The following is a 21,000-nucleotide window of genomic DNA, read 5'->3' as shown; positions in this document are numbered from 1 at the left end:
GCGTGGAACACCCGGTTCTGACGGCGATCCGCCGGGCGGCATTCACGCCGCTCGGCTGGTTTGCGCCGTCGCCCGACGACAAGGTGCCGGAGGGCGCGCGTTTCGTGATTCTCATCGGCAATGCCGGCCCGGACATGTTCCGCCGCTTCGCGCGCGAACGCGATCCCGCCCGGGAAACGATGGACGAGTGGACGCGCGACACGGTCGCGCAGTTGGCGCGCGATCTCGAGGCCAGGGCCGCCTATCCCTTCGACACGGATCCGCCATGGCCCTTCCTCACCTGGGCGCGGCGCGGCGGCGCCGGGCATGTCTCGCCGCTGGGGCTCAACATCCACCCCACCTACGGCCTGTGGCACGCCTATCGCGCGGCGCTGCTGTTCCCGGTCGCCTTCGACCTGCCGCCTCCGGCGGCCGGGCCCCACCCCTGCGAGCGCTGTGCGGAGAAGCCCTGCCTCGCCGCCTGTCCCGTCTCCGCCTTCGACGGCACGCGTTATGACGTTGCGGCCTGCGCGGGCCACGTGGGGCGCGAGGCCGGAAGGGAGTGCATGTCGCGCGGTTGCCTTGCGCGGCACGCCTGTCCTGTGGGACAAGGCTTTGCCTATGCTCCCGCACAGGCTGAATTCCACATGCGCGCCTTCCTCGCGGCGCGCCAGAAGGCATGAACATGTACGACCACATAAGGGACAAGCTCGCGCGCGGCGAAACCATCATTCTGGACGGCGGTACGGGAACCGACATCCAGCGCCGGGGCGTGCCGATGAGCAGCAGCACCTGGTGCGCCGAGGCGAACATCACGCATCCGCACGTGGTGCGCGAGGTGCACGAGGACTACATCAGGGCCGGTGCCGAGATCATCATCGCCAACACCTTCGCCACCTCGGCCCTGCTCTTCAACGCGCTGGGCCGCGACGAGGAGATGCTGGAGATCGACCGCGCGGCGGTGGCGATCGCTAAACAGGCCGCAGCCGGCCATGCGGTGGCCGTGGCGGGCTCGATGTCCACCATGCGGCCGGTCGTTCCGGGGAGCGACCGAACCTCGAAGCAGCAGGAATGGCCTGAAGCGAAGGCCCGCACGCTGTTCAAGCGCAAGGCTGACAATCTCGCGGCCTGCAAGGTCGACCTCATCATGATGGAAATGATGCGCGACCAGGACTACTCCGTGTGGGCCACCGAGGCGGCCAAGGCCACCCGCCTTCCGGTCTGGGTCGGCATCTCGGCCGAACGCCAGAAGAACGGTAAGCTCACCGGGTTCGGGCGTGAGGACCAAGCCTTCGAGGATGTCGTTCGCGTGCTCGCAGCCCGCGAACCGGACCTCATCAGCATCATGCACACTTCGCCGAACGACACCGACGAGGCTATCGACATCCTGCGTCGGCACTGGAAGGGTCCGATCGGAGCCTATCCGGAGAGCGGCTATTTCAAGATGCCGGAGTGGACCTTCGTCGACATCATCCCGCCCGAGGAACTCGTGGCGAGATCGAAGGTTTGGAAAAGCAAGGGGGTTCTCGCCTTCGGCGGCTGCTGCGGCCTGGGGCCCGAACACATTTCGGCTTTGGCGGAGGCATTCAAATCGTGAAGACCGGATCATGCCTGTGCGGTGCAGTGAGCTTCGAAGTGCGGGGAGCCTTGCGGCCGACGATCGCCTGCCACTGCACGCAGTGCCGGAAGCAGACGGGAACCTACATGTCGGCCACATCCTGCGCCGACGGCGAACTGGCGTTGAGGCGGCAGGACGGCCTCAAGTGGTTCCGCTCGAGCGAGAAGGCACAGCGCGGCTTCTGCATGGAGTGCGGCTCCGTGCTGTTCTGGAAGGAGGACGGCAGCGACACCACCTCCATCGCTGCCGGCTCCATCGACGGCCCTTCGGGCGCACCGCTCGAAGGCCATATCTTCTGCGCGAGTGCCGGAGATTACTACGAGATTGCCGGAGGCTCCTATCGGAAGGACCGTTGGTAGAATCCGGTCCTTCTTGCGGTCAGTCCATCAGGCTCTCGCCTTCAGCCCCGTCTCGAGCTCGCCATAGCCGGTATAGCGGTATTCATAGGCAAGACCCAGGCGCTTGGCGGCTTCCATGGCCTTCTTCGCCAGGTCTTCGTTACGCGTCTGGGCGAGGAAGACGATCTTGGTGTAGTTGCCGAAATAGAGCGGCAGCAGCTCCGGGTGCCGGTCGAGTCCCAGGCCTTCCCAGATCAGCTTGTCGAAATGGCGGGCAAGATAGTCGGTCAGGAAGAAGGCCGTCACGTCCTCGTCCGCATGCTTCTCGAACTCGGCATTGCCCGAAAAGAACGCATAGCAATGCGGGCCCTCTATGCGCTCGATTCCCTGTTCCGCCAGCAGCCGGTCGATCTCTCCCCCGGTGCCGCAATCGCCGTAGAGAACATAGATCGACTGGTAGCGCCCCTTGGCTTGCGCAATCTTCTCGCGCAGCGCCGGCACGATCTTGTCCGGCGTGTTGTGCCATTTGGCGGGCAGGCACTGGAGGTCGAAGCCTTCCCAGCGATTGCGCTCCACGAGGTCGACGATCTCGCGGGCCAAAGCGCCGCAGGCCAGGAGAAGCACCTTCCCCTGGCCCGGCTTGAACTCGTATTCATCGGATGGCTTGAGATTGACAAGGGTCATGAGCGACCCTCCGGATTTCAGCCCGCCGCGAGCTGGTTGTGCTTTCTTGCCATGAAGCTCTTGGCGGTTTCCACCGCCACGGCCGCGTCACGGCAATAGGCGTCGGCGCCGATGGCCTTGGCGAATTCCTCGTTCAAGGGCGCGCCGCCGACGAGCACCACGTAGTCCTCGCGCATGCCCTTCTCCTTCATGGTGTCGATCACCACCTTCATGTAGGGCATCGTGGTGGTGAGCAGCGCCGACATGCCGAGAATGTCCGGCTTGTGCTGCTCGATCGCGTCCAGATACTTCTCCACAGGGTTGTTGATGCCGAGGTCGATCACCTCGAAGCCCGCACCCTCCATCATCATGCCCACGAGGTTCTTGCCGATGTCGTGGATGTCGCCCTTCACCGTGCCGATCACCATCTTGCCCTGGCGCGGCGCACCCGTAGCGATCAGGAGCGGGCGGAGGATGGACATGCCGGCCTTCATGGAGTTGGCGGCCAGCAGCACTTCCGGAACGAAGAGGATGCCGTCACGGAAATCGACGCCGACGATGCGCATGCCCTCGACCAGCGCCTCGGTGAGAACCTTGTAGGGTGCCCATCCACGGTTCAGAAGGATGTGGACCGCCTCCTCGACTTCTTCCTTCAGGCCGTCATAGAGGTCGTCATGGACCTGCTGCACCAGCTCCTCGTCATTGAGGGAGTTCAGGTCAAGTTCACCATCGTCGCTCATCAGCTGTCTCCGGACCGGAAATCTTCAGGGGATCACGATAGCCGTCGCCGCAGGAAGGGCTCTGCCAGCGGGCGACGTCCACATGCCGGAAAGCGACGGTTGAGGCAAGGGGAAAGGCCGTTTAAGGGTACCTTCCCTTTGTCGATACTGGATTATTAGATGACCGCCTTCGACGTCGCCTCTTGCCGCGCCCAGTTCCCCGCCCTCTCGATCGCCGACGGGGGGCGTCCCCGGGTCTATTTCGACAACCCGGCCGGAACCCAGGTACCCCGCCAGGTTATCGACCGGACGGTGGAATGCCTCACCACCAAGAACGCCAACCTCGGCGGCTATTTCACCACGACGGTTGAGGCCGGCAAGCTCGTGGACCTGGCGCACCAGGCCTGCGCCGATTTCTACAACGCCGCCTCCGCCTCCGAGATCGTGTTCGGCCAGAACATGACGACGCTGACCCTCCACATGTCGCGCTGCCTCGGCAAGCGGTTCCGGCCCGGCGACGAAATCGTGCTTTCCCGCATGGACCACGACGCCAACGTGGCACCATGGCTGCTGCTGGCCGAAGATCTCGGCCTCGTGGTGCGCTGGATGGATTTCGACACCGAAACCTACGAGTTCCCCGACGACGCGCTCACCCGGGTGCTGAGCGACAGGACACGGCTTCTCGCCATGGGTATGGCGTCCAACTGCACCGGCACGGTGAGCGACGTGAAGCGCCTCGCGGCCGAAGCCAGGGCCGCGGGGGCGCTGGTCTATCTCGACGGCGTTCAGTACGCGCCGCATTACGCGATCGACGTTCAGGATCTCGGCGCCGACTTCGTCGTTTCCTCTGCCTACAAGTGGTTTGGCCCGCACCAGGGCATATTGTGGGGCCGGGAGGCGGTGCTGAAGGAAACCTACGGCTACAAGGTGCGCCCCGCCGGCGAGGAGCTCCCCTCGAAGTTCGAGACCGGCACCCTCTCGCATGAGGGCATGGCCGGAACGCTGGGCGCCATCGAATATCTGGAGCAGTTCGGCCAGGGTGATACGCGGGCGAAGCGCATCGCGTCCGCCTGGGGCCGGCTCGCCGAATATGAACACCGGATTACGCTGCGCCTGATCGAGGGGCTGAAGGGCTTCAAGGGCCTCACCATCCGCGGCATCGCCTCGGCGAACGCCATGCACCGCCGCGTGCCAACCGTGTCCTTCACGCTCGAGGGGCATCATCCACAGGCGCTCGCCAAGGGCTTCGCTCGGGACAATATCTTCGTCTGGTCCGGCCACAACTACGCGGTCGAGCCGGTCGCACGCATGGGGCTGATGGACAAGGGCGGCGTGCTGCGCGTGGGACTTGCGCATTACAATACGGAAGCGGAGGTGGACGCTCTGCTCTCCTCCCTCACCCGCCAGATCAGGAGCGCGTGACAAGATGGCCTTCAGGCTCGGCATCATCGGACTGGGAAAGATCGCGCAGGACCAGCACCTGCCGGTGGTGGCGAAGAACCCTGATTTCGAACTTGCCGCCGTCGTCTCTTCACGCGGCGGGCATGGCGAAGTTCCCGCCTTCCGCACCCCGGCGGAGCTGTTCCGGAGCGGCCTCGCCCTCGATGCCGTGTCTCTCTGCATGCCGCCAGAGCCGCGCTATGCCATCGCGCGCGACGCACTCGATGCCGGGCTCCATGTGCTGATGGAAAAGCCGCCGACGCCGACGGTGGGTGAACTCGACGCGATCGCCGCGCACGCACGCACGAAGGGGCGCATCCTCTTCACCACCTGGCACTCGCAATACAACGCGGCCGTGGACGAGGCGAAGCGGCTGCTCGCGGGCAAGGCCGTCTCGCGACTCCACGTGAGCTGGAAGGAGGACGTGCGCCACTGGCATCCCGGCCAGGAGTGGATATGGGAACCGGGAGGTTTCGGTGTGTTCGACCCCGGCATCAACGCCTTCTCGATCGTCACCAAGATCCTGCCGCAGCCCATCTTCGTCGCGACCTGCGTTCTGGAGACGCCCGAGAACAAGTCCACACCCATCGCCGCCAAGATCACGTTCAAGCCGTCATGGGAAGGCGAGGCGAAGCTCACCGCCGAACTCGACTGGCGGCAGACGGGCGAGCAGAGCTGGAACATCGACGTCGAAACCGCAGACGGGCTGAAGCTGCAATTGAGAAAAGGCGGCACAGAGCTTCACGTTGGCGGTACAGAGGTCATCGCAGCACCCATGGCCGAGTATGAGGGCATCTACGCCCATTTCGCGGAGCTCTTGCGCAGCGGTCGCTCGCACGTGGACGGCGCCCCGCTTCGGCTCGTCTCGGACTGCTTCATGCTGGGCCGGCGGCGGGAAACGGAAGCATTTTTCTGACGCGGGAGAGCACCTGGCCCGGTGTGCCGGAAGCATCGGCGCGGGACCAGTCGAGCGCGCCCAGATCATAGCGAAGCTGCCTTTCCACCACCTCGGGCGTCGCATCCGAGGCATCGCCGCGCCGCGCATTCACCCGCGACTTCAGCACATCAGCGGGCGCCTCCAGCCAGATGCCGGCGAACCGCACGGCATGCCGGCGCGCCAGCTCGGCCGCGGCGCGGCGCTCTTCCTCCTGCGCGAAGACGGCATCCAGGATCACGGCGTGGCCGGCGGCGAGCGCCCTTTCGGCACGCGAGAAGCAGGCCTCGTAAACGGCGAAGGATGCCTGGCGCGAATAGCTTTTTTCCGGCAGCCGCTCAGTCTCCGCCACGCCCCCCAGGACTTTTCTTTCGACATCGCTTCTCGCATGGAGCGCACCGGGTGCGGAGCCAAGGCCGGATGCGAGGCGTGCGGCGAGCGTCGATTTGCCCGTGCCAGAGAGGCCGCCGATGCAGACGAGCACGGGCGGGCGGGGCTTCAGGTAGGCGATCGTCGCCCGGAACCAGTCCAGCGCCTGCCCGCGCTCCTTCATCGAGTTCTTGAGGGCCAGTTCGTGTGCAAGGTCGGCGGTGACGAGGGCCCGCACCCCCGCCCTCGTCGAAAGGAAGAGGGGCAGCAGCGCCAAGCCCGAGAGATCCTCCTCAGCGCGGCGGAGGTGGAGATACTGGTTGAACACCAGATTGGCGGCGGTGCGCTCGCCATGCGTCCACAGGTCCATGAGCAGGAAGGCCAGGTCGTAGAGCACGTCGATGGTGGCGATCTTCTCGCTGAATTCGATAGCGTCGAAGAGCTTGGGCTCTCCTTCCTCCACGATGATGTTGCCGCTGTGCATGTCGCCATGGCAGCGGCGGACGAGACCGCGCTCGCTGCGCTCATTCAGCAGTGCCTTGTGCTGCTTGAGTGAGGACTGGCAGAGCCCATGATATTCGAGCGTCTCGGCGGGGTGGAATATGTCGGGCGAGTCGGTGAATGCATTGGCGAGCTGCGCGGCGAGTCCCGACATGATGTCGGAGCCGCGCGTCTCGCGCCGCGGTGCCACCGCATGCGCTTTCGCCGCCATGGCGGCGAGACGACGGGCGAGTTGAGCGCCGATCTCGCCATGCGCCATCTGCCAGGCGAGCAGCGAATGGGCGGGGAAGCGGCGCATCACCAACACCGGCTCCCTCCGAACCTCCTCGACGCCGAGATAAAGGTCGGGCGCAAAGACGCGGTTGATGGCGAGTTCCGCGTCAAGCACCTCTTTCCGCTTCGCGCGGTCCGAGAAATCGAGATACGGAAGCTTCACCGGCTTCTTGATCTTGAAGGCCCGGCCATCGACGAGAAACACATGCGCCGCATGGGTTTCGACATGCTCCACCGCCTGCCCGGGGAAGCCCCAGGTCTCGCCCTTGAGAAATGACGTGTCGAACATGGCGCGAGAATGCCGCGCCCGGCGTCGGCGTTCATTGACGGGGGTCAATTCCCGCGGCGGCGCTCCCGGCGGGCAGCACCCGCGGCCGCCACATCCACACCCCTTGCGAGTTCGGAGACGGGGCCGAGCTTCTGCTCGATCAGTTCCAGCGCGGGGCGCTCGCCCTTCGTGTGCGTCTCGAGCGCCTTCCTCATCGCGGCGAGGTGCTCGGGGCTCGTGCCGCAGCAGCCGCCGATGATCTTCGCCCCCGCGTCGAGCGCGATCCGGGCATAATCGGCCATGAGTTCCGGCGTGCCGGAATAGTGGATGTGGCCGTCCACATACTGCGGAATGCCGCAATTGCCCTTGGCGACGACCGCGGCATCGGGCCGCGCCCCCGAAATGCCGAGCACGGTGGCGACGAGTTCGGAAGCTCCCACCCCGCAGTTCGCACCTATGGCGACAGGCTGGACGGGAAGCGCCGCCGTCAGCGCGCCGAAGGCCTTCGGGGTGATCCCCATCATGGTGCGGCCGTTGGTGTCGAAGCTCATGGTGGTGACGATGGGGAGGCCCGCCTGAGCCGCCCCCTCGACGGCTGCCCGCAATTCCTCTTCGGAGGACATGGTCTCGATCCAGATCACGTCCGCCCCGCCTTCCTTGAGCGCCAGGGCCTGCTCGGCGAAGGCCTTCACCGCTTCCTCGTGCGAAAGGGCGCCCACCGGCTGCATGATCTCGCCCGTGGGGCCAACCGAGCCCCCGACATAGACGGGCCGGCCTGCCGCGTCGGCCTCGGCGCGTGCGTTCTGCGCCGCGGCGACGTTGATCTCCCGCACTTGGTCCTGTGCATTGTGCAGCTTCAGGCGGTGGCGGTTGCCGCCGAAGGAGTTGGTGAGGATGATGTCGGCGCCGGCTTCGATGAAGCGGCGGTGCAGCGAACGCACCCGCTCCGGGTGCTCGAAGTTCCACATCTCGGGGGCGTCGCCGGAAACCAGGCCCATCTGAAAATAATTGGTGCCGGTGGCGCCGTCGGCGAGCAGCCATGGCCGCGATGCGAGGGCTTCGGTGAAGGACGGATGGGTCATGGGAGCCTCCGACGGGATAAGGACATAAAGAAGTCTTTATATGATCAGCCACCCTCTTGCCAAGAGGCAAACGCGTCTTCCGAGAGCAGGAGCGACATCCGCTGGTTTACGGGCCAGGATTCCGGTCGCTCGCCGCTTGCCTTGAGCTTGCGCAGGGAATGGCCGAGGTCCGCCACGTCCTGCGGGGCGAGGCGCGGAGCGCGGTGGAGGCGATCGGAGTCCGGCCGCCCATGGGCGCTGAGAATGGTCGTGCCCTCGTCGAGTAGCGGCAGAACGGCCTCGGCGGTCTCCAGGTAGGACTTGAGATCCGAGTTGCGGATCTGCGCATAGAGTTTGCCGGGATAGACGAAATCCGCTGCGAAGAAGATGCCGCCCGCCCGGTCATGGAGTGAAATGGAGTCCGGCGAGTGACCCGGCGTGTGAAGGAGCTCAAGCACCCTGCCTCCCAGATCGATCGACGAGCCAATGGCAAGCCAGTGGCCGATCTTCACCGGCGTCCAGCTCATCCCTTCCCACCAGCCGACATAGAGATCGTCCGTCGGCATCAGCCATCCGGCCTGGTCGCAGGCGCGCAGCACCGGAATGTCGGGAAGCGCCACATCGCCGAAGCCGGAGAGGCCGCCCGTATGGTCGAAGTGCATGTGCGAGGGCAAGGCGGTGACGGGCAGCGTGGTGAGCTTGCGCACCGCGCGGGCGATGTCGCGCACGCCGGGCCCCGTGTCGAACAAGAGGGCGCGACGGGTGCCCAGGATCAGATAGTTCCAGTTGATCTGGTAATAGCGGGGCTCGCCAATGGCGATGACGCCGGGCGCCACCTCCTCGAGGGCGAACCAGTCATCGAGCCATGTGACGCCCTTGGCCAGCATCAGGCGGCCTTGGCGCCGTAGAAGAGCGTCACCACGTGCTGGGCCTCGGCGAAGAACAGCCAGCGCTCGAACACCGCCGCCGCAAGGGCCGCAGCCGCTGCAAGCACTGCAACGGGCGGCAGCAGCCAGGAGAGCGCAAGCAGCAGAACCGCGAGCCCGAGAAGCAGGATCACCAGCCGCCGCAGCTTCGCCGCGTGCTTGCGGGCCACGGCATAGCCCATCTCCTTCTGCACGTAGTTCTCGGAGGTGTGCGGCACCTCCCACTGGCTCACCCGGCCGATACGGCCGAGGCCGGTGGCGCCCTCGATCGTCCGGGCGCGCAGTGCGGTATCGATGGCGTGCCAATAGGCGAGCTTGAGGCCGATGGTCAGCACGCTCAGCAGGCTCGCCAGGATAACGAGAAAACCCGGGAAATTGCCGAAGACGGAGGTTATGCCTGCGAGCAGCGCCGCCCCCGTCGCCAGGCTGAAGGAGAGATAGACCGGCACGGTGAGGCCGTTGTTCCAGGCGCGGATCGTCGTGAGAGTCGAATAGATCTTGCCGGTGCAATAGACGGTGACCATCGCCATGGCGGCGCTGAGCAGCCCGAGAGGACCGATGAAGCCGGGCACCTCGACGAGGCCGGACCACGTGAGCCCGAATCCCAGTGCCGGCACATAGGTGAGCACCGCCGCGACGCCTTCGCGCGAGAGCCAGGAGGAGCGCCATTGCGAGAAGGCCCGCCAGGCTCGCTCCGGATGGCCGAGATGGAAGGTGGACGCCAGAAGCCCGACGGTGACGAGCCCCAGCGCGATCAACATCGAGACGAGGCCGAAGGCGAGGCTCGAGGCTTGGCCATGGTTGAAGCCGACCAGCCCGAGAAGCGCCAGCAGGCCGTAGCCCGCGCCCGAGGCCGTGGTGAAGAGGATGACGGAATAGGCGGGATGCATGGTCAGCCTTCGAGCTTGGCGGAGTGGTCGGCCTCAGCGGCACCGGCAGTGACGTTCCGCGCGGAGAGCACCCTGTCCGCCCAGGCGAAGAGGCGGTCGAAGGCGGAGCCATCCTGCTTCGGCAGCGCTTGCGGCGCGCTCGTCGTGGCATCGCGGCGGGCCCGCGGCGGGAGATACTTGTTCACCGGCTTGTAGCCCATCTCCGGCAGAAGGTCGTAGCCGCCGCGCTCCGCCACGAGTTGCGAGACGGGCGAGGCGGGATCGCCCAGGTCGCCGAAGTGCCGCGCTCCCGTGGGGCAGGCCTTGACGCAGGCGGGGAGCCGGTCCTCCGGCTCGAAATTCTCGTTGTAGATCCTGTCCACGCAGAGCGTGCATTTCTTCATCACGCCGTGGGCCTGGTCATATTCGCGCGCGCCGTATGGGCAGGCCCAGGAGCAGAGCTTGCAGCCGATGCAGGTCTCGGGGTTCACCAGCACGATGCCGTCTTCCGCACGCTTGTAGCTCGCGCCCGTCGGGCAGACGGTGACGCAGGCCGGCTCCTCGCAATGGAGGCAGGAGCGCGGGAAATGCACGATGCGCGATTGCGCCTGCCCCTCCTCCTTCACCTCATAGCCGTGGACGCGGTTGAGCCACACGCCGGAAGGCTCCGCGCCATAGGGGTTCTCGTCGTTGAGGGGCGCGGAATAGCCCTGCGTGTTCCACTCCTTGCAGGAGGTGGCGCAGGCCTGGCAGCCCACGCAGGTGTCGAGATCGATGACGAGGCCGAGCTTCTTCGCGGAAGGGGGCGGAAGCGTGGTCATTCGGCCCCCGCGAGCGGCTTCAGCGTTGCGAATTGCGGTTGGCTGGCTTCACCCTTCTCCGTCGCCTTCTCCACCCGCACGCGCAGGTCATACCAGGCGGCCTGGCCTGTCACCGGATCGCTGTTCGAATAGCGGTAGCCGCCTTCGCGCTCCGGCAGCAGTTCGGAAATCAGGTGGTTCAAGAGGAAGCCCTTCTTCGATTCGTCCGCGCCCGGCTCCAGGTTCCAGGCGCCCGAACGCTTGCCGATGGCGTTCCACGTCCATACGGTCTCGGGGTTGACGCCGTCCATCAGTTTCGCCTGCGCCCTGATCCGCCCATGGTGCGAGGTGACGGTGACCCAGTCGCCATCGGCGATCTTGAGTTTCGCCGCCATCTCGCGCGCCATGTAGAGCCAGTTCCGCCCGAGAATCTGCCGGAGCCAGGCGTTCTGGGAGCCCCAGGAATGATACATCGCCATGGGCCGTTGCGTCACCGCATGCATGGGAAAGTCCTCGCCCGAGACCATCTCGCCCTCGAAGGGCGGGTACCAGAAGGGGATCGGGTCGAAATGATCGGCGATGCGCTGCCGGTGTTCCGCAGGCGGCACCGCCTTGCCGTGGCCGCGCGCGGCCAGCCTGAACTTCTGCAGCGGCTCGCAATAAAGCTGGTGGATCACCGGATCGGGCTTGCCGATGAAGCCGAAGAAGGTGGCCCAGTCGAGATAGGCCCAGTTCACATGGCGGTAGTAGCGCATGTGCTCGGGCAGCTCGTAGTACCAGTGGCAGCCGTGCTCGATGTAGTGCTGCAGCTGTTCCGGGTTGGGCGTGCCCCTGCCCTGCGAGCGGCCGTCGGGGCCGCGGAAGCCGGCGAGCGGGCCGATGCCGGGTGCTCGCTCGTGGTTCACGATGTAATCCGGGTAGCCGCCGGGATAGCGCGGCGAGCCGTCGGTGCGCGTCATGCCGGGAAGGCCCAGCCTGGCGCCGAGGTCGAGCAGCACGGTCTGGAAGGGGCGCACGTCGCGGTCCGGCTCCACCACCGGCTGGCGGATCGAATCCGCCGGTCCATCGGCCTCCGAGATCGGCCGGTCGAGGAGCGAGATGCAGTCCCAGCGTTCGAGATAGGTGGTGTCCGGCAGCACGAGGTCCGCGTAATGCACCATCTCCGAGGCGTAGGCGTCCGAATAGATGATCTTCGGTATGGTGTAGGAGCCGTCCTCTTCCTTCTGCGTCAGGTAGCGGATGGTGTCCGGCACGTTCATCGCCGAGTTCCAGCTCATGTTCGCCATGTACATGAACAGCACGTCGATGCCGTACGGGTCCTTCCTGGCGGCATTGGTGATGACCATGTGCATCATGCCATGGGCGGCGAGCGGGGCCTCCCAGCTATAGGCCTTGTCGATGCGCTGCGGCCTTCCCTCCAGGTCCACCAGCAGGTCTTCCGGGGAGGTGACGAAACCCAGCGGCGGTCCGGGCAGCGGTGTTCCGGGCTTCACCTGGCCGGGCTTCCCCGCCGGCTTGAGACCGGGCGGCGGCGGCTTTGGGAACGGCGGCTTGTAGCGGAAGCCGCCCGGCACATCGATGGTGCCGAGCAAAATCTGCAGCAGGTGGATCGTGCGGCAGGTCTGGAAGCCGTTGGCATGGGCGGAGATGCCGCGCATCGCGTGCATGGAGACGGGGCGGCCCACCGTCTTCTCGTGGTAGCGGCCGAGATGATCCGTCCACGGAACGTCGAGGGCGATTTCTTCCGCGAAGGCGGTGTGCGCGAGCTCGGCGGCGATGCGTCGGATCGTCTCCGCCGGAACGCCGCAGCGCGCCGCCACCTTCGCCGCCGACCACTCCGGCTCGAGGAAACGCTCGGCGATCAGCGTGAAGGCGGTGGCCACGCGGCGGCCATCCGGCAGCTTGTAGCGCCCCATCAGCTTCGGCGCGGCGTCGGGCGAAAGTGCGGGCATGGGCGAGTTCGAATGGCCGTCCCACACGAGGGCGGAGCCTTGCGCGTTGCGCGCGAGGAGGCCGTCGTCGGCACCCCCTTCGTTCTCGATCACCAGCCAGGGCGAGTTGGTGTAGCGCAGCAGGTATTCGCCGTCGATCTTCTGGCTGTTCAACAGCTCGTGGATGAGAGCGCCCACGAAAAGCCCGTCGGTTCCCGGGCGGATGCCCACCCATTCATCCGCGATCGCCGAATAGCCGGTGCGGATCGGGTTGATCGACACGATCTTGGCGCCGCGGGCCTTCAGCTGGCCCAGCGCCTTCTTGATGGGGTTCGAGGCGTGGTCCTCGGCCACGCCGAACAGCATGAAGTATTTCGTGTGCTTCCAGTCGGGCTCGCCGAATTCCCAGAAGGAGCCGCCGAAGGTATAGAGCCCGGCCGCCGCCATGTTGACCGAGCAGAAGCCGCCATGGGCGGCGTAGTTGGGTGTGCCGAACTGCGTCGCCCACCAGCCGGTGAGGCCCTGGCTCTGGTCGCGGCCGGTGAAGAAGGCGAGCTTCCTCGGGTCCTTTGCCCTCACCTCGCCCAGCCATTGCGTGGCGAGGCCGAGTGCCTCGTCCCACTCGATTTCGCGGAATTCGCCCGATCCGCGCTCGCCCACGCGCAGAAGCGGCTTCGAAAGGCGGGCGGGGGAATAATGCTGCATGATCCCGGCGGCACCCTTGCCGCAGATCACCCCCTTGTTCACGGGATGGGCCGGATTGCCGTCAATGTAGGTGACGCGGCCGTCCTTCAGGTGAACGCGGATGCCGCAGCGGCAGGCGCACATGTAGCAGGTCGTCGTCTTGATCTCGTCCCAGGTGCGGAGCTGGGTATTCACGGTGGGCTCGGTCATGCTCATGCAGCCTGGGGTTCAATCTCTGCTACTCTAACGGCTCTCTTGGCACTATGATAGGTCCAGTCGGACCCTTCACAGGTACCAAGCTTGCGCGATTGGCTCGTCCATATCCGGAGAAACGAACACGCCAGCCTCCAGACTCAGATCCGGGAGGCGCTGGTCTCCGCCATACTCGATGGCCAGCTGGCCCGGGAAGAGCCCATTCCCTCCACCCGAAAGATGGCAAAGAGCCTTGGCGTTTCGAGAAACACCGTGGTCCTGGCCTACCAGGGCCTGCTCGACGACGGCTATCTCGTGGCGCGCGAACGCTCCGGCTATTACGTCTCCGAGAAGGCCATCGAAACGGCGGCCCCGCCCCGGCTGGCCATCAAGCCGGCGCCGGTCGCCGGCGGCGGGCTGGACTGGGCGAGCCGCCTCACCATGGAGCCCGCCAATCAGGCCAATGTCTCGAAGCCGCTCGACTGGCAGTCCTACGCCTACCCCTTCATTTACGGCCAGGTGGACCACACGCTGTTCCCTCTGGCCGAATGGCGCGACTGCGCCCGGCAGGCGCTGGGCAAGAAATGGCTCGGCTCCTGGACCAACGACACCTGGGCCCATGACGATCCGCTGCTCGTCGAGCAGATCCGCCGCCGCATCCTGCCGCGCCGCGGCATCATGGCCGGCGACGACGAAATCCTGGTGACGCTCGGCGCCCAGAACGCCCTCTACCTCCTCACCAGCCTGCTGGTCAGGCCCGGCACGCGGGTCGGCATGGAGGAACCGGGCTATCCCGACGTGCGCAACATCTTCCGGCTCTGCACGGCGCACGTGTCGCTCCTGCCGGTGGACGAGAAGGGGCTGGTGCCGGGCGAGGAGTTCAATTCCTGCGACGTCGTCTTCACCACGCCCAGCCACCAGTTCCCCACCACGGTGACGATGCCGCTCGAGCGCCGCCTCGAGCTCCTGAGGCGGGCGGCGAAGCATGACGTCGTCATCATCGAGGACGACTACGAGTTCGAGACGAACTACGTGAACGAGCCCTGCCCGGCGCTGAAGTCGCTCGATGACGAGGGCCGCGTCATCTATGTGGGCTCTCTTTCGAAGACGCTGTTCCCCGGCCTCAGGCTGGGCTTTCTCGTGGCGCCGAAGGAGGTGGTGGCCCAGGCCAGGGCGCTGCGCCGGCTCATGGTGCGCCATGCGCCGAACAACAACCAGCGAACCGCCGCGCTCTTTCTTTCCCTTGGCCATCACGACACGCTGATCCGCCGCCTGCACCGCGCCTACAGGAGCCGCTGGGAGATCATGGGCGAGGCGCTGAACCGGCACCTCCCCGATGCCAGCCGGGTGCCGAGTTTCGGCGGCACCAGCTTCTGGGTGAAGGCCCCCGAAGGGCTCGACAGCGAAGAGCTGGCGCGAGAGGCTGCCTCCCGCGGGGTGCTGATCGAGGCCGGCCGCGTCACCTTCGGCGCCGCCAACCCGCCGCGCAACTTCTATCGCCTTGCCTTCTCCTCCATCGACGAGAAGAAGATCGAGCCGGGCATCCGCCTGCTGGCGGGGCTGGTTCGCGGCTGAAAGGCAAGAGAGCCCGAAGAAGACCAGCCATGCCGCTCCGGCCCCTTCCGCGTGGCCTGCGCCACGGCTAATGCGGTTTCATGCAGTCTCCCACCGACAACCGCGCGCTCGCAACGCTGTGCATCCTGACAGGCATCGGGCTGGCCTCGGCGCAGGACGCGGTTGTGAAATACATGTCCTCGGGCTACCCGGCCTACGAGACGCTGCTGTTCCGCTGCATCGGTTCGGTGCCGGTCGTCGGCTTCCTGCTGTGGAAGGAAGGACGGGGCTGGTCCATCGGAACGCCGCTGTGGCCGCGCGTGCTGCTGCGCGGGCTGATCCTCGCCGCCGCCTATCTCTCCTTCGTGCTGGCGATCGCCGCCATGCCGATCGCCAACGGCGTGGCGATCTATTTCACCATGCCCTTCTTCGTGGCGGGAATGGCCGGGCCGATGCTCGGCGAGCGGGTGAGGCTGCACCGCTGGATGGCGATCGTCGCCGGCTTCGTCGGCGTGCTGATCATGGTGCGGCCGGGTGTCGGCGTGTTCGAGCCCGCCGCCCTGCTGGCGCTCATGTCCGCCTTCGGCTACGCGACGGGGCAGATGCTGGGGCGCCCGCTTTCCCAGAATGTCGCGCCGATCATCATCGCGACCTGGCAGAACATCGTCTATGCGGCCCTGGCCATCGCCATCCTCATCCTGTTCAACACGGTCGATTTCGGCAGCTTCGAGCATCCGAGCCTCGTCTTCCTGTCGCGGCCCTGGGTATGGCCCGGTCCGTTCGACGCAGCCCTGCTGCTCGGCCATGGCGTGCTCGCGGGCTTCGCCATGCTGCTGTTCATCAACGCCTACAAGCTGGCGGAAACCAATTTCGTGGCGCCCTTCGAGTATTCCGCCATGATCTGGGCGGTGAGTTTCGGGCTCGTGCTGTTCGGCGATTTCCCCGACATCTACACGTGGGCAGGAGCAGCGATCGTGATCGTCGCCGGCATCCTCATGATCCTGCGCGACCGGCAGCTCGACCGCTCGCTGGGCTAGAGCCCGAAGCGCCGCCAGAGCCTGCCGGCCAGCGAATGGGCGGCAAAGGGCTGATCGGCATCGACGCCGCGCCGCGCCCAGATCGTGGCATACATGTGCATGAAAGGCGAAGCGGGCGGCTCCCTGTCCTCGAGGAAGAAGCCCGGCACGTTCCACCACGCCACGGGATCGACGGCCTCCGGCGGCAGGATCGCCACATCTTCCTCCGGCTGCTTCAGCATCAGGTCCGAGAGCATGTGCGGACCCACGTTCTCCCAGCTGCGCTCTTCCGGATTGAGCGCGACCACGCGGCCCACCGCCCGGTGCCACAGGTCGCCCGCCCTGGGCTCCGGGTTCACCATGAAGCAGTTCGTCACCTGGGTGAGGCTCTCGCCCGTGGGCGTCGGCTCGGCGTGGCGGAAGGGTCGTCGCTTTTCCGAGGCGACAAGCGGCACGGCCTCGATCTGCGGGTCGTCCGCAAGCGCCACCACGTCCATGTCGGACCAGATGCCGCCCCGTTCCGCCAGCAGGCGATAGCGGAACAGGCTGGTGAGATAGGCCATGTTGGCGGCTTCCTCCTCGGCCAGAGGCAGGATCACGGCGGCATCCAGCACATCGCCCGCCTCGCCCCGGAGATGCTCCGGATCATAGCTCCACAGCGTGACGCGGTAGCCATTGGCCCTGAAGCTCGCCAGCGAGAGGCGCGCCAGCCGGGACAGCTCGCCTGAAACCCAGAGCATGTGGACCGGAAGGCTCTTCAGCATGTCACTTATCCCAGATCGGATAGCCGCCCCAGCCCTTCACCGTGCGCAGCGCCAGAGAGGACTGGATGCGCTGCACGCCGGGCAGGCGCGAAATCCGCGAGCGGTGGATGCGCTCGTAGTCGGAGGCATCGGCGGCGGCAACGCGCAGGAGATAGTCGAACTGGCCGCTCATCAGGTGGCACTCGAGGATTTCCGGCACCCGCTGCACCGCCTTCTCGAATTTCTCGAAGGCCTCTTCCGTCTGGGCGGAAAGCGACACCTCGACGAAGAACTCGTTGGCAAGGCCCAGGGCGGCGCGGTCGAGATTGGCGGTATAGGACTGGATGACGCCCGCCTCCTCGAGGAGCTTGACCCGCCTGTGGCAGGAGGACGGCGAGAGGCCGGCCTTCTGGGCCAGGTCGGCGATGGGCCGCTGGGCGTTCTTCTGCAACTCGGACAGGATGATCATGTCCGTCTTGTCAAGATCGCGGGATGACATTCGGAGTAATTAGCATTCTTTCGAAGAACATTTCAATGCTGCACTGCTCCGGAACCCTCTTCGGAAATTCATTCGAGGCGATTCTTGATAGGTTCCCGGCACCAAACAGGGAGGGTTTTTTCCATGCTGATCGGCGTTCCGAAAGAGATCAAGAACCATGAGTACCGGGTGGGCATGACGCCGACCTCCGTGCGCGAAGCGGTGCGCCACGGGCACCAGGTCTGGGTGCAGGCCAATGCCGGCTCCGGCATCGGGGCCACCGACGCCGACTACACCCATGCCGGCGCCACCATCATCCCCACGGCGGAAGAGATCTTCGCCAAGGCCGACATGATCGTGAAGGTGAAGGAGCCGCAGGCCGTGGAGCGCAAGATGCTGCGCCCCGGGCAGATCCTCTACACCTATCTCCACCTCGCTCCCGATCCGGAGCAGACCAAGGACCTCGTCAATTCCGGCGCCATCTGCATCGCCTACGAGACGGTGACCTCGGCCCGCGGCGGGCTGCCGCTGCTCGCCCCGATGAGCCAGGTCGCGGGCCGCATGTCGGTCCAGTCGGGTGCCCACTGCCTCGAGAAGGCACAGGGCGGACGCGGCGTGCTGCTGGGCGGCGTGCCTGGCGTGGCGCCGGGCAAGGTCGTCATCCTCGGCGGCGGCGTGGTCGGCACCAACGCGGCGATCATCGCCCTCGGCATGGGTGCGGACGTGACGATCCTGGAAAAGAACACCGACCGCATGGAAGAGCTCGTCGCCCGCTTCGGCACCTCGATCAAGACGATCTATTCGACTCAAGGGGCGGTCGAGGACGAATGCGCCACGGCCGACCTGGTGATCGGCGGCGTGCTGATCCCCGGCGCCGCGGCGCCCAAGCTCGTCACCAAGGCCATGCTGAAGGACTGGAAGCCCGGCTCGGTGCTGGTCGACGTCGCGATCGACCAGGGCGGCTGTGCCGAAACCTCGAAGGCCACCACCCACGCCGATCCGACCTATGTGGTGGACGGCGTCATCCATTACTGCGTCGCCAACATGCCGGGCGGCGTTGCCCGCACCTCGACCTTCGCGCTCAACAACGTGACGCTCCCCTTCGCCCTGGCGATCGCCAACAAGGGCTGGAAGAAGGCGCTGAGCGACGATCCGCACCTGATGAACGGCCTCAACGTGGCCAACGGCAAGGTGACCTACAAGGCGGTGGCCGACGACCTCGGCTACAGCTACGTCGCCGCCGAGAAGGCGATGGCGGCCTGATCCCTCGTCAGCAGATCCGGGCATTCGGATGGCCGGGGCACTCCCCCGGCCATTTCCGTTTCGCTGATCAGGACGGCGTGATGCCCGCCACCCTGTAATAGATCTTCTTAAGGCGGCCGCGCAGATCGCGGCGCAGCCGTTCGGCCTTGGCAAAGCCATTGAAGAGCGCAGATGGCACGCCGGGGCCCGCCACCATCACGTCGGCGATGCCCAGCCTGTCGCGCCAGACGTGATCGTACATCGGGTGGTCCGGAATGGCACAGCAATCGGCGAGCGCCAATCCTTCGGCGAAGATGTCTTCGGTCGCCGCGAGCAGCAGCAGGACGCCGGGAGAGACGCGGGCGAAGTCCTCGTCATAGGCGACCTTCAGGATGTCGCCCTTGCCGCCGTCCACGATCATGCTCATCATCGCGATGGGACGATCGTCCAGCTTCATGCACCAGAGCCTCAGCTTGCCCGCAGCGGCCAGCCCCGGCATCGCCTCGCGCAGTGTGCCGCAGGCGCGGGCATCGAACTTGAGCGCGGTACCCTTATGGCCTTTCCAGCCTTTGGCCTCGAGATCGAAGAAGGCCGAGAGCCAGCCGTCAAGATTTTCGCCCGTGGCCTGGCGCTCGATCACGACCTGCCCCAGTTCGGAGAGCTTGGCGCGCTTGCGCCGAAAGCTGTAGCGGCGCTTGCCGTCGAAGTTCGCGTCATACCAGGCGGCAAAGCTGCCTCGCGGCCGCACCACGGCGCGTTGCCAGCGGCGTAGCACCGCAACCTGCGCGGAGGAGGCCATGAGGGCGTCCCAGAACGGGCCCTCGGTGGCCACCTCGCCGAGCAACAGCGGCCGCGGCAGTGCATCGAGGAAGGCGGTGAGTGCCGGCACCGCCCCCTCGCGCGCGAGATGGGGCACCGCCGGGTAGTTCACCGGGGTCTCGAGACCCCTGAACCAGGGCCGCCAGACCCGCGGCGGCAGCAGCGGAAAGGCGAGCTTGAGCGCACCGTCCTCGCGCACGGTGGCGAGCACCGCCCGGCGCTCCCCTGCCAGCGCGGGGAGAACGAGGTCCGGCAGGTTGTGGCAGGAAGGCCCGAGCGCTTCTGCGGCCAGGGCGCGCCAGTGGGGCGCGACCGAGCGATCGGCAGGAGCGAGGCTGACGTTCATCAAGGATCGGTTTGAAACAAGCATGCTTCGCCAGTAGCAAGAACCGGACCAAAATGCACGCTTCGGGCGAGTTCGCCGCACGCCGCCTTCCAAGCGCAGCTCGAAACGCAAGAAGCCAGCCCGGAGGCTGGCTTCGAAGCGTCGAACAGAATGCCCGGATCAGGCTTCGGTCTTGGGCGTCAGCACCTGGCGGCCCTTGTAGAGGCCGGTCTTCAGGTCGATGTGGTGGGGGCGGCGGAGCTCGCCCGACTTCTTGTCCTCGACCCAGGTCACCGTGGCGAGCTGGTGGCCGGACCGGCGCATGCCGATGCGGCTCTTGGACATTTTCTTGCGTGGAACGGCCATCTCAAACTCCATGGGAAAGGAGCGCGGGGAACGGCCCACGCCCTTCAGTTGGCCGGGCTTCTAACCCAGACTAGGGCTGAAGGCAAGTCAGATAGGGGCCCATGCCGTTCATCCGGATGAGAATCCGGTTGGCGGTGGCGCGGACTCCGCGCGAGGGTTTCCCGGCATTGCGCTTCACCGGGTTGGGCAGCACCGCCGCCAGCAAGGCCGCTTCCTTTTTCGTGAGCTTTTTCGCGGATTTGCCGAAATGATGGCGGGCAGCCGCCTCGGCCCCGTAGACGCCGGGCGCCCATTCCACGATGTTCAGGTAGATCTCGATCATCCGCCGCTTCGACCAGACCAGGTCCATCCACATGGCCAGCGGCAGTTCGATCAGCTTGCGGATGGCGAAGCGGCCGTCCCACAGGAAGAGGTTCTTGGCGGTCTGCATGGGAATCGTCGACGCGCCGCGGACGGGGGCTTCGTCCTGGTCGAGCGCGTCCTCGATGACGCCCTGGAATTCCACCCAGTCCACCCCCCGGTGCTCGCAGAAGCGGGCATCCTCGGAGGAGATCACCGCCCGCGGCAGGTTGGGCGAGATGTCCCCGAGGCTCACCCATTGCCTGTCGATCCCGGAACCGGACAGCGCACGAAGCAGCATGACGTTGCTGAAGGGCGGCGGCACGACGGCATAGACGAGCGTCATCACGACAGGCCAGGCCACGAGGAACGCAAGGAGCCAGAACCCCCAGCGCATCAGGCGGCGCGGCCAGGGCCGCCGCATCTCCGGCAGGCGCGAAGGCGCAGAGGGCGCAGGCGCTGCAGCCGGATCGACGGTCCGGTCCGCCTCCGGCGCGAGAACGGCTGCTGGTTGAGTTTCTTGTGCCATGCCCCTAATCAATGGGCCCCTTAC

At 66.2% G+C, this 21,000-nt stretch carries 21 protein-coding genes; 8 read left to right on the top strand and 13 right to left on the bottom strand.

Annotated features, from left to right (window positions below):
- The first annotated feature begins 2 nt into the window (after positions 1–2).
- From ACK4HL_RS06960 to ACK4HL_RS06950, 3 genes are read left to right on the top strand one after another with little or no spacing between them, the layout of a single operon-like run.
- Complete coding sequence (locus ACK4HL_RS06960) at positions 3–662, top strand: ferredoxin (protein ID WP_409757730.1); 660 nt, start codon at positions 3–5, stop codon at positions 660–662.
- Positions 663–664: 2 nt separating this feature from the next.
- Positions 665–1,576 carry a homocysteine S-methyltransferase family protein gene (locus tag ACK4HL_RS06955; RefSeq protein ID WP_409757727.1) on the top strand — a complete coding sequence of 304 codons (912 nt, stop codon included), beginning with the start codon at positions 665–667 and terminating at the stop codon, positions 1,574–1,576.
- A complete protein-coding gene (locus tag ACK4HL_RS06950) occupies positions 1,573–1,956 on the top strand; it encodes a GFA family protein (protein ID WP_409757724.1) in 384 nt (127 codons plus the stop codon). The genes ACK4HL_RS06955 and ACK4HL_RS06950 overlap by 4 nt, the downstream gene beginning before the upstream one ends.
- A gap of 27 nt (positions 1,957–1,983) precedes the next feature.
- On the opposite strand, the gene ACK4HL_RS06945 is transcribed toward ACK4HL_RS06950, so the two are convergent.
- Together ACK4HL_RS06945 and ACK4HL_RS06940 are read right to left on the bottom strand one after the other, a co-directional pair.
- Positions 1,984–2,619: a DUF1638 domain-containing protein gene (locus tag ACK4HL_RS06945; RefSeq protein WP_409757721.1), complete on the bottom strand. Its 636-nt coding sequence runs from the start codon at positions 2,617–2,619 to the stop codon at positions 1,984–1,986.
- Between the two features lie 17 nt (positions 2,620–2,636).
- On the bottom strand, positions 2,637–3,338 hold the full coding sequence (locus tag ACK4HL_RS06940; protein WP_409757718.1) for a corrinoid protein: 702 nt from the start codon (positions 3,336–3,338) through the stop codon (positions 2,637–2,639).
- 159 nt (positions 3,339–3,497) lie between these two features.
- On the opposite strand from ACK4HL_RS06940, the gene ACK4HL_RS06935 reads away from it, so the two are divergent.
- Together ACK4HL_RS06935 and ACK4HL_RS06930 are read left to right on the top strand one after the other, a co-directional pair.
- On the top strand, positions 3,498–4,739 hold the full coding sequence (locus ACK4HL_RS06935) for a cysteine desulfurase-like protein (RefSeq protein ID WP_409757715.1): 1,242 nt from the start codon (positions 3,498–3,500) through the stop codon (positions 4,737–4,739).
- A gap of 4 nt (positions 4,740–4,743) precedes the next feature.
- Entirely contained in the window at positions 4,744–5,673 is a 930-nt protein-coding gene (locus ACK4HL_RS06930) for a Gfo/Idh/MocA family protein (protein ID WP_409757712.1), read from the top strand.
- On the opposite strand, the gene ACK4HL_RS06925 is transcribed toward ACK4HL_RS06930, so the two are convergent.
- Genes ACK4HL_RS06925 through ACK4HL_RS06900 form a run of 6 tightly spaced genes read right to left on the bottom strand, consistent with a single transcriptional unit; the run spans position 5,633 to position 13,583 of the window.
- Positions 5,633–7,123 carry an AAA family ATPase gene (locus tag ACK4HL_RS06925; protein WP_409757709.1) on the bottom strand — a complete coding sequence of 497 codons (1,491 nt, stop codon included), beginning with the start codon at positions 7,121–7,123 and terminating at the stop codon, positions 5,633–5,635. The genes ACK4HL_RS06930 and ACK4HL_RS06925 overlap by 41 nt on opposite strands.
- A 44-nt stretch (positions 7,124–7,167) precedes the next feature.
- Complete coding sequence (gene bmt, locus ACK4HL_RS06920) at positions 7,168–8,184, bottom strand: betaine--homocysteine S-methyltransferase (RefSeq protein ID WP_409757706.1); 1,017 nt, start codon at positions 8,182–8,184, stop codon at positions 7,168–7,170.
- A 44-nt stretch (positions 8,185–8,228) separates the two neighbouring features.
- Positions 8,229–9,050, bottom strand: coding sequence for an MBL fold metallo-hydrolase (locus ACK4HL_RS06915; protein ID WP_409757703.1), 822 nt, complete (start codon positions 9,048–9,050; stop codon positions 8,229–8,231).
- Complete coding sequence (locus ACK4HL_RS06910) at positions 9,050–9,979, bottom strand: dimethyl sulfoxide reductase anchor subunit family protein (RefSeq protein ID WP_409757700.1); 930 nt, start codon at positions 9,977–9,979, stop codon at positions 9,050–9,052. Before ACK4HL_RS06910 ends, ACK4HL_RS06915 begins: the two co-directional genes overlap by 1 nt.
- A gap of 2 nt (positions 9,980–9,981) precedes the next feature.
- Positions 9,982–10,779 carry a 4Fe-4S dicluster domain-containing protein gene (locus ACK4HL_RS06905; RefSeq protein ID WP_409757697.1) on the bottom strand — a complete coding sequence of 266 codons (798 nt, stop codon included), beginning with the start codon at positions 10,777–10,779 and terminating at the stop codon, positions 9,982–9,984.
- A complete protein-coding gene (locus tag ACK4HL_RS06900) occupies positions 10,776–13,583 on the bottom strand; it encodes a molybdopterin oxidoreductase family protein (RefSeq protein ID WP_409757694.1) in 2,808 nt (935 codons plus the stop codon). The genes ACK4HL_RS06905 and ACK4HL_RS06900 overlap by 4 nt, the downstream gene beginning before the upstream one ends.
- A 90-nt stretch (positions 13,584–13,673) precedes the next feature.
- On the opposite strand from ACK4HL_RS06900, the gene ACK4HL_RS06895 reads away from it, so the two are divergent.
- Both ACK4HL_RS06895 and ACK4HL_RS06890 read left to right on the top strand, forming a co-directional pair.
- Complete coding sequence (locus tag ACK4HL_RS06895; RefSeq protein WP_409757691.1) at positions 13,674–15,140, top strand: PLP-dependent aminotransferase family protein; 1,467 nt, start codon at positions 13,674–13,676, stop codon at positions 15,138–15,140.
- Positions 15,141–15,220: 80 nt separating this feature from the next.
- Positions 15,221–16,156 carry a DMT family transporter gene (locus tag ACK4HL_RS06890; RefSeq protein ID WP_409757688.1) on the top strand — a complete coding sequence of 312 codons (936 nt, stop codon included), beginning with the start codon at positions 15,221–15,223 and terminating at the stop codon, positions 16,154–16,156.
- Here the strand turns inward: ACK4HL_RS06890 and ACK4HL_RS06885 are convergent.
- Together ACK4HL_RS06885 and ACK4HL_RS06880 are read right to left on the bottom strand one after the other, a co-directional pair.
- Positions 16,153–16,899 carry a hypothetical protein gene (locus ACK4HL_RS06885; RefSeq protein ID WP_409757685.1) on the bottom strand — a complete coding sequence of 249 codons (747 nt, stop codon included), beginning with the start codon at positions 16,897–16,899 and terminating at the stop codon, positions 16,153–16,155. The genes ACK4HL_RS06890 and ACK4HL_RS06885 overlap by 4 nt on opposite strands.
- Before the next feature lies 1 nt (position 16,900).
- Positions 16,901–17,377, bottom strand: a complete 477-nt coding sequence (locus ACK4HL_RS06880) for an Lrp/AsnC family transcriptional regulator (protein WP_409757682.1) — start codon at positions 17,375–17,377, stop codon at positions 16,901–16,903.
- Positions 17,378–17,500: 123 nt separating this feature from the next.
- Between ACK4HL_RS06880 and ald the strand changes: the two genes are divergently transcribed.
- On the top strand, positions 17,501–18,619 hold the full coding sequence (gene ald / locus ACK4HL_RS06875) for an alanine dehydrogenase (protein ID WP_409757679.1): 1,119 nt from the start codon (positions 17,501–17,503) through the stop codon (positions 18,617–18,619).
- A gap of 67 nt (positions 18,620–18,686) precedes the next feature.
- On the opposite strand, the gene ACK4HL_RS06870 is transcribed toward ald, so the two are convergent.
- The 3 genes from ACK4HL_RS06870 to mtgA all read right to left on the bottom strand — a co-directional run bounded on the left by ACK4HL_RS06870 (position 18,687) and on the right by mtgA (position 20,976).
- Positions 18,687–19,763, bottom strand: a complete 1,077-nt coding sequence (locus tag ACK4HL_RS06870; protein WP_409757676.1) for a GNAT family N-acetyltransferase — start codon at positions 19,761–19,763, stop codon at positions 18,687–18,689.
- A gap of 159 nt (positions 19,764–19,922) precedes the next feature.
- Positions 19,923–20,108 carry a 50S ribosomal protein L32 gene (gene rpmF / locus ACK4HL_RS06865; protein WP_409757673.1) on the bottom strand — a complete coding sequence of 62 codons (186 nt, stop codon included), beginning with the start codon at positions 20,106–20,108 and terminating at the stop codon, positions 19,923–19,925.
- Between the two features lie 70 nt (positions 20,109–20,178).
- A complete protein-coding gene (mtgA, locus tag ACK4HL_RS06860) occupies positions 20,179–20,976 on the bottom strand; it encodes a monofunctional biosynthetic peptidoglycan transglycosylase (RefSeq protein WP_409757670.1) in 798 nt (265 codons plus the stop codon).
- Positions 20,977–21,000: the final 24 nt, after the last annotated feature.

Source organism: Aestuariivirga sp. (assembly GCF_046294715.1).
Lineage (GTDB): Bacteria > Pseudomonadota > Alphaproteobacteria > Rhizobiales > Aestuariivirgaceae > Aestuariivirga.
This window is presented reverse-complemented; position numbering and strand designations above follow the sequence as displayed.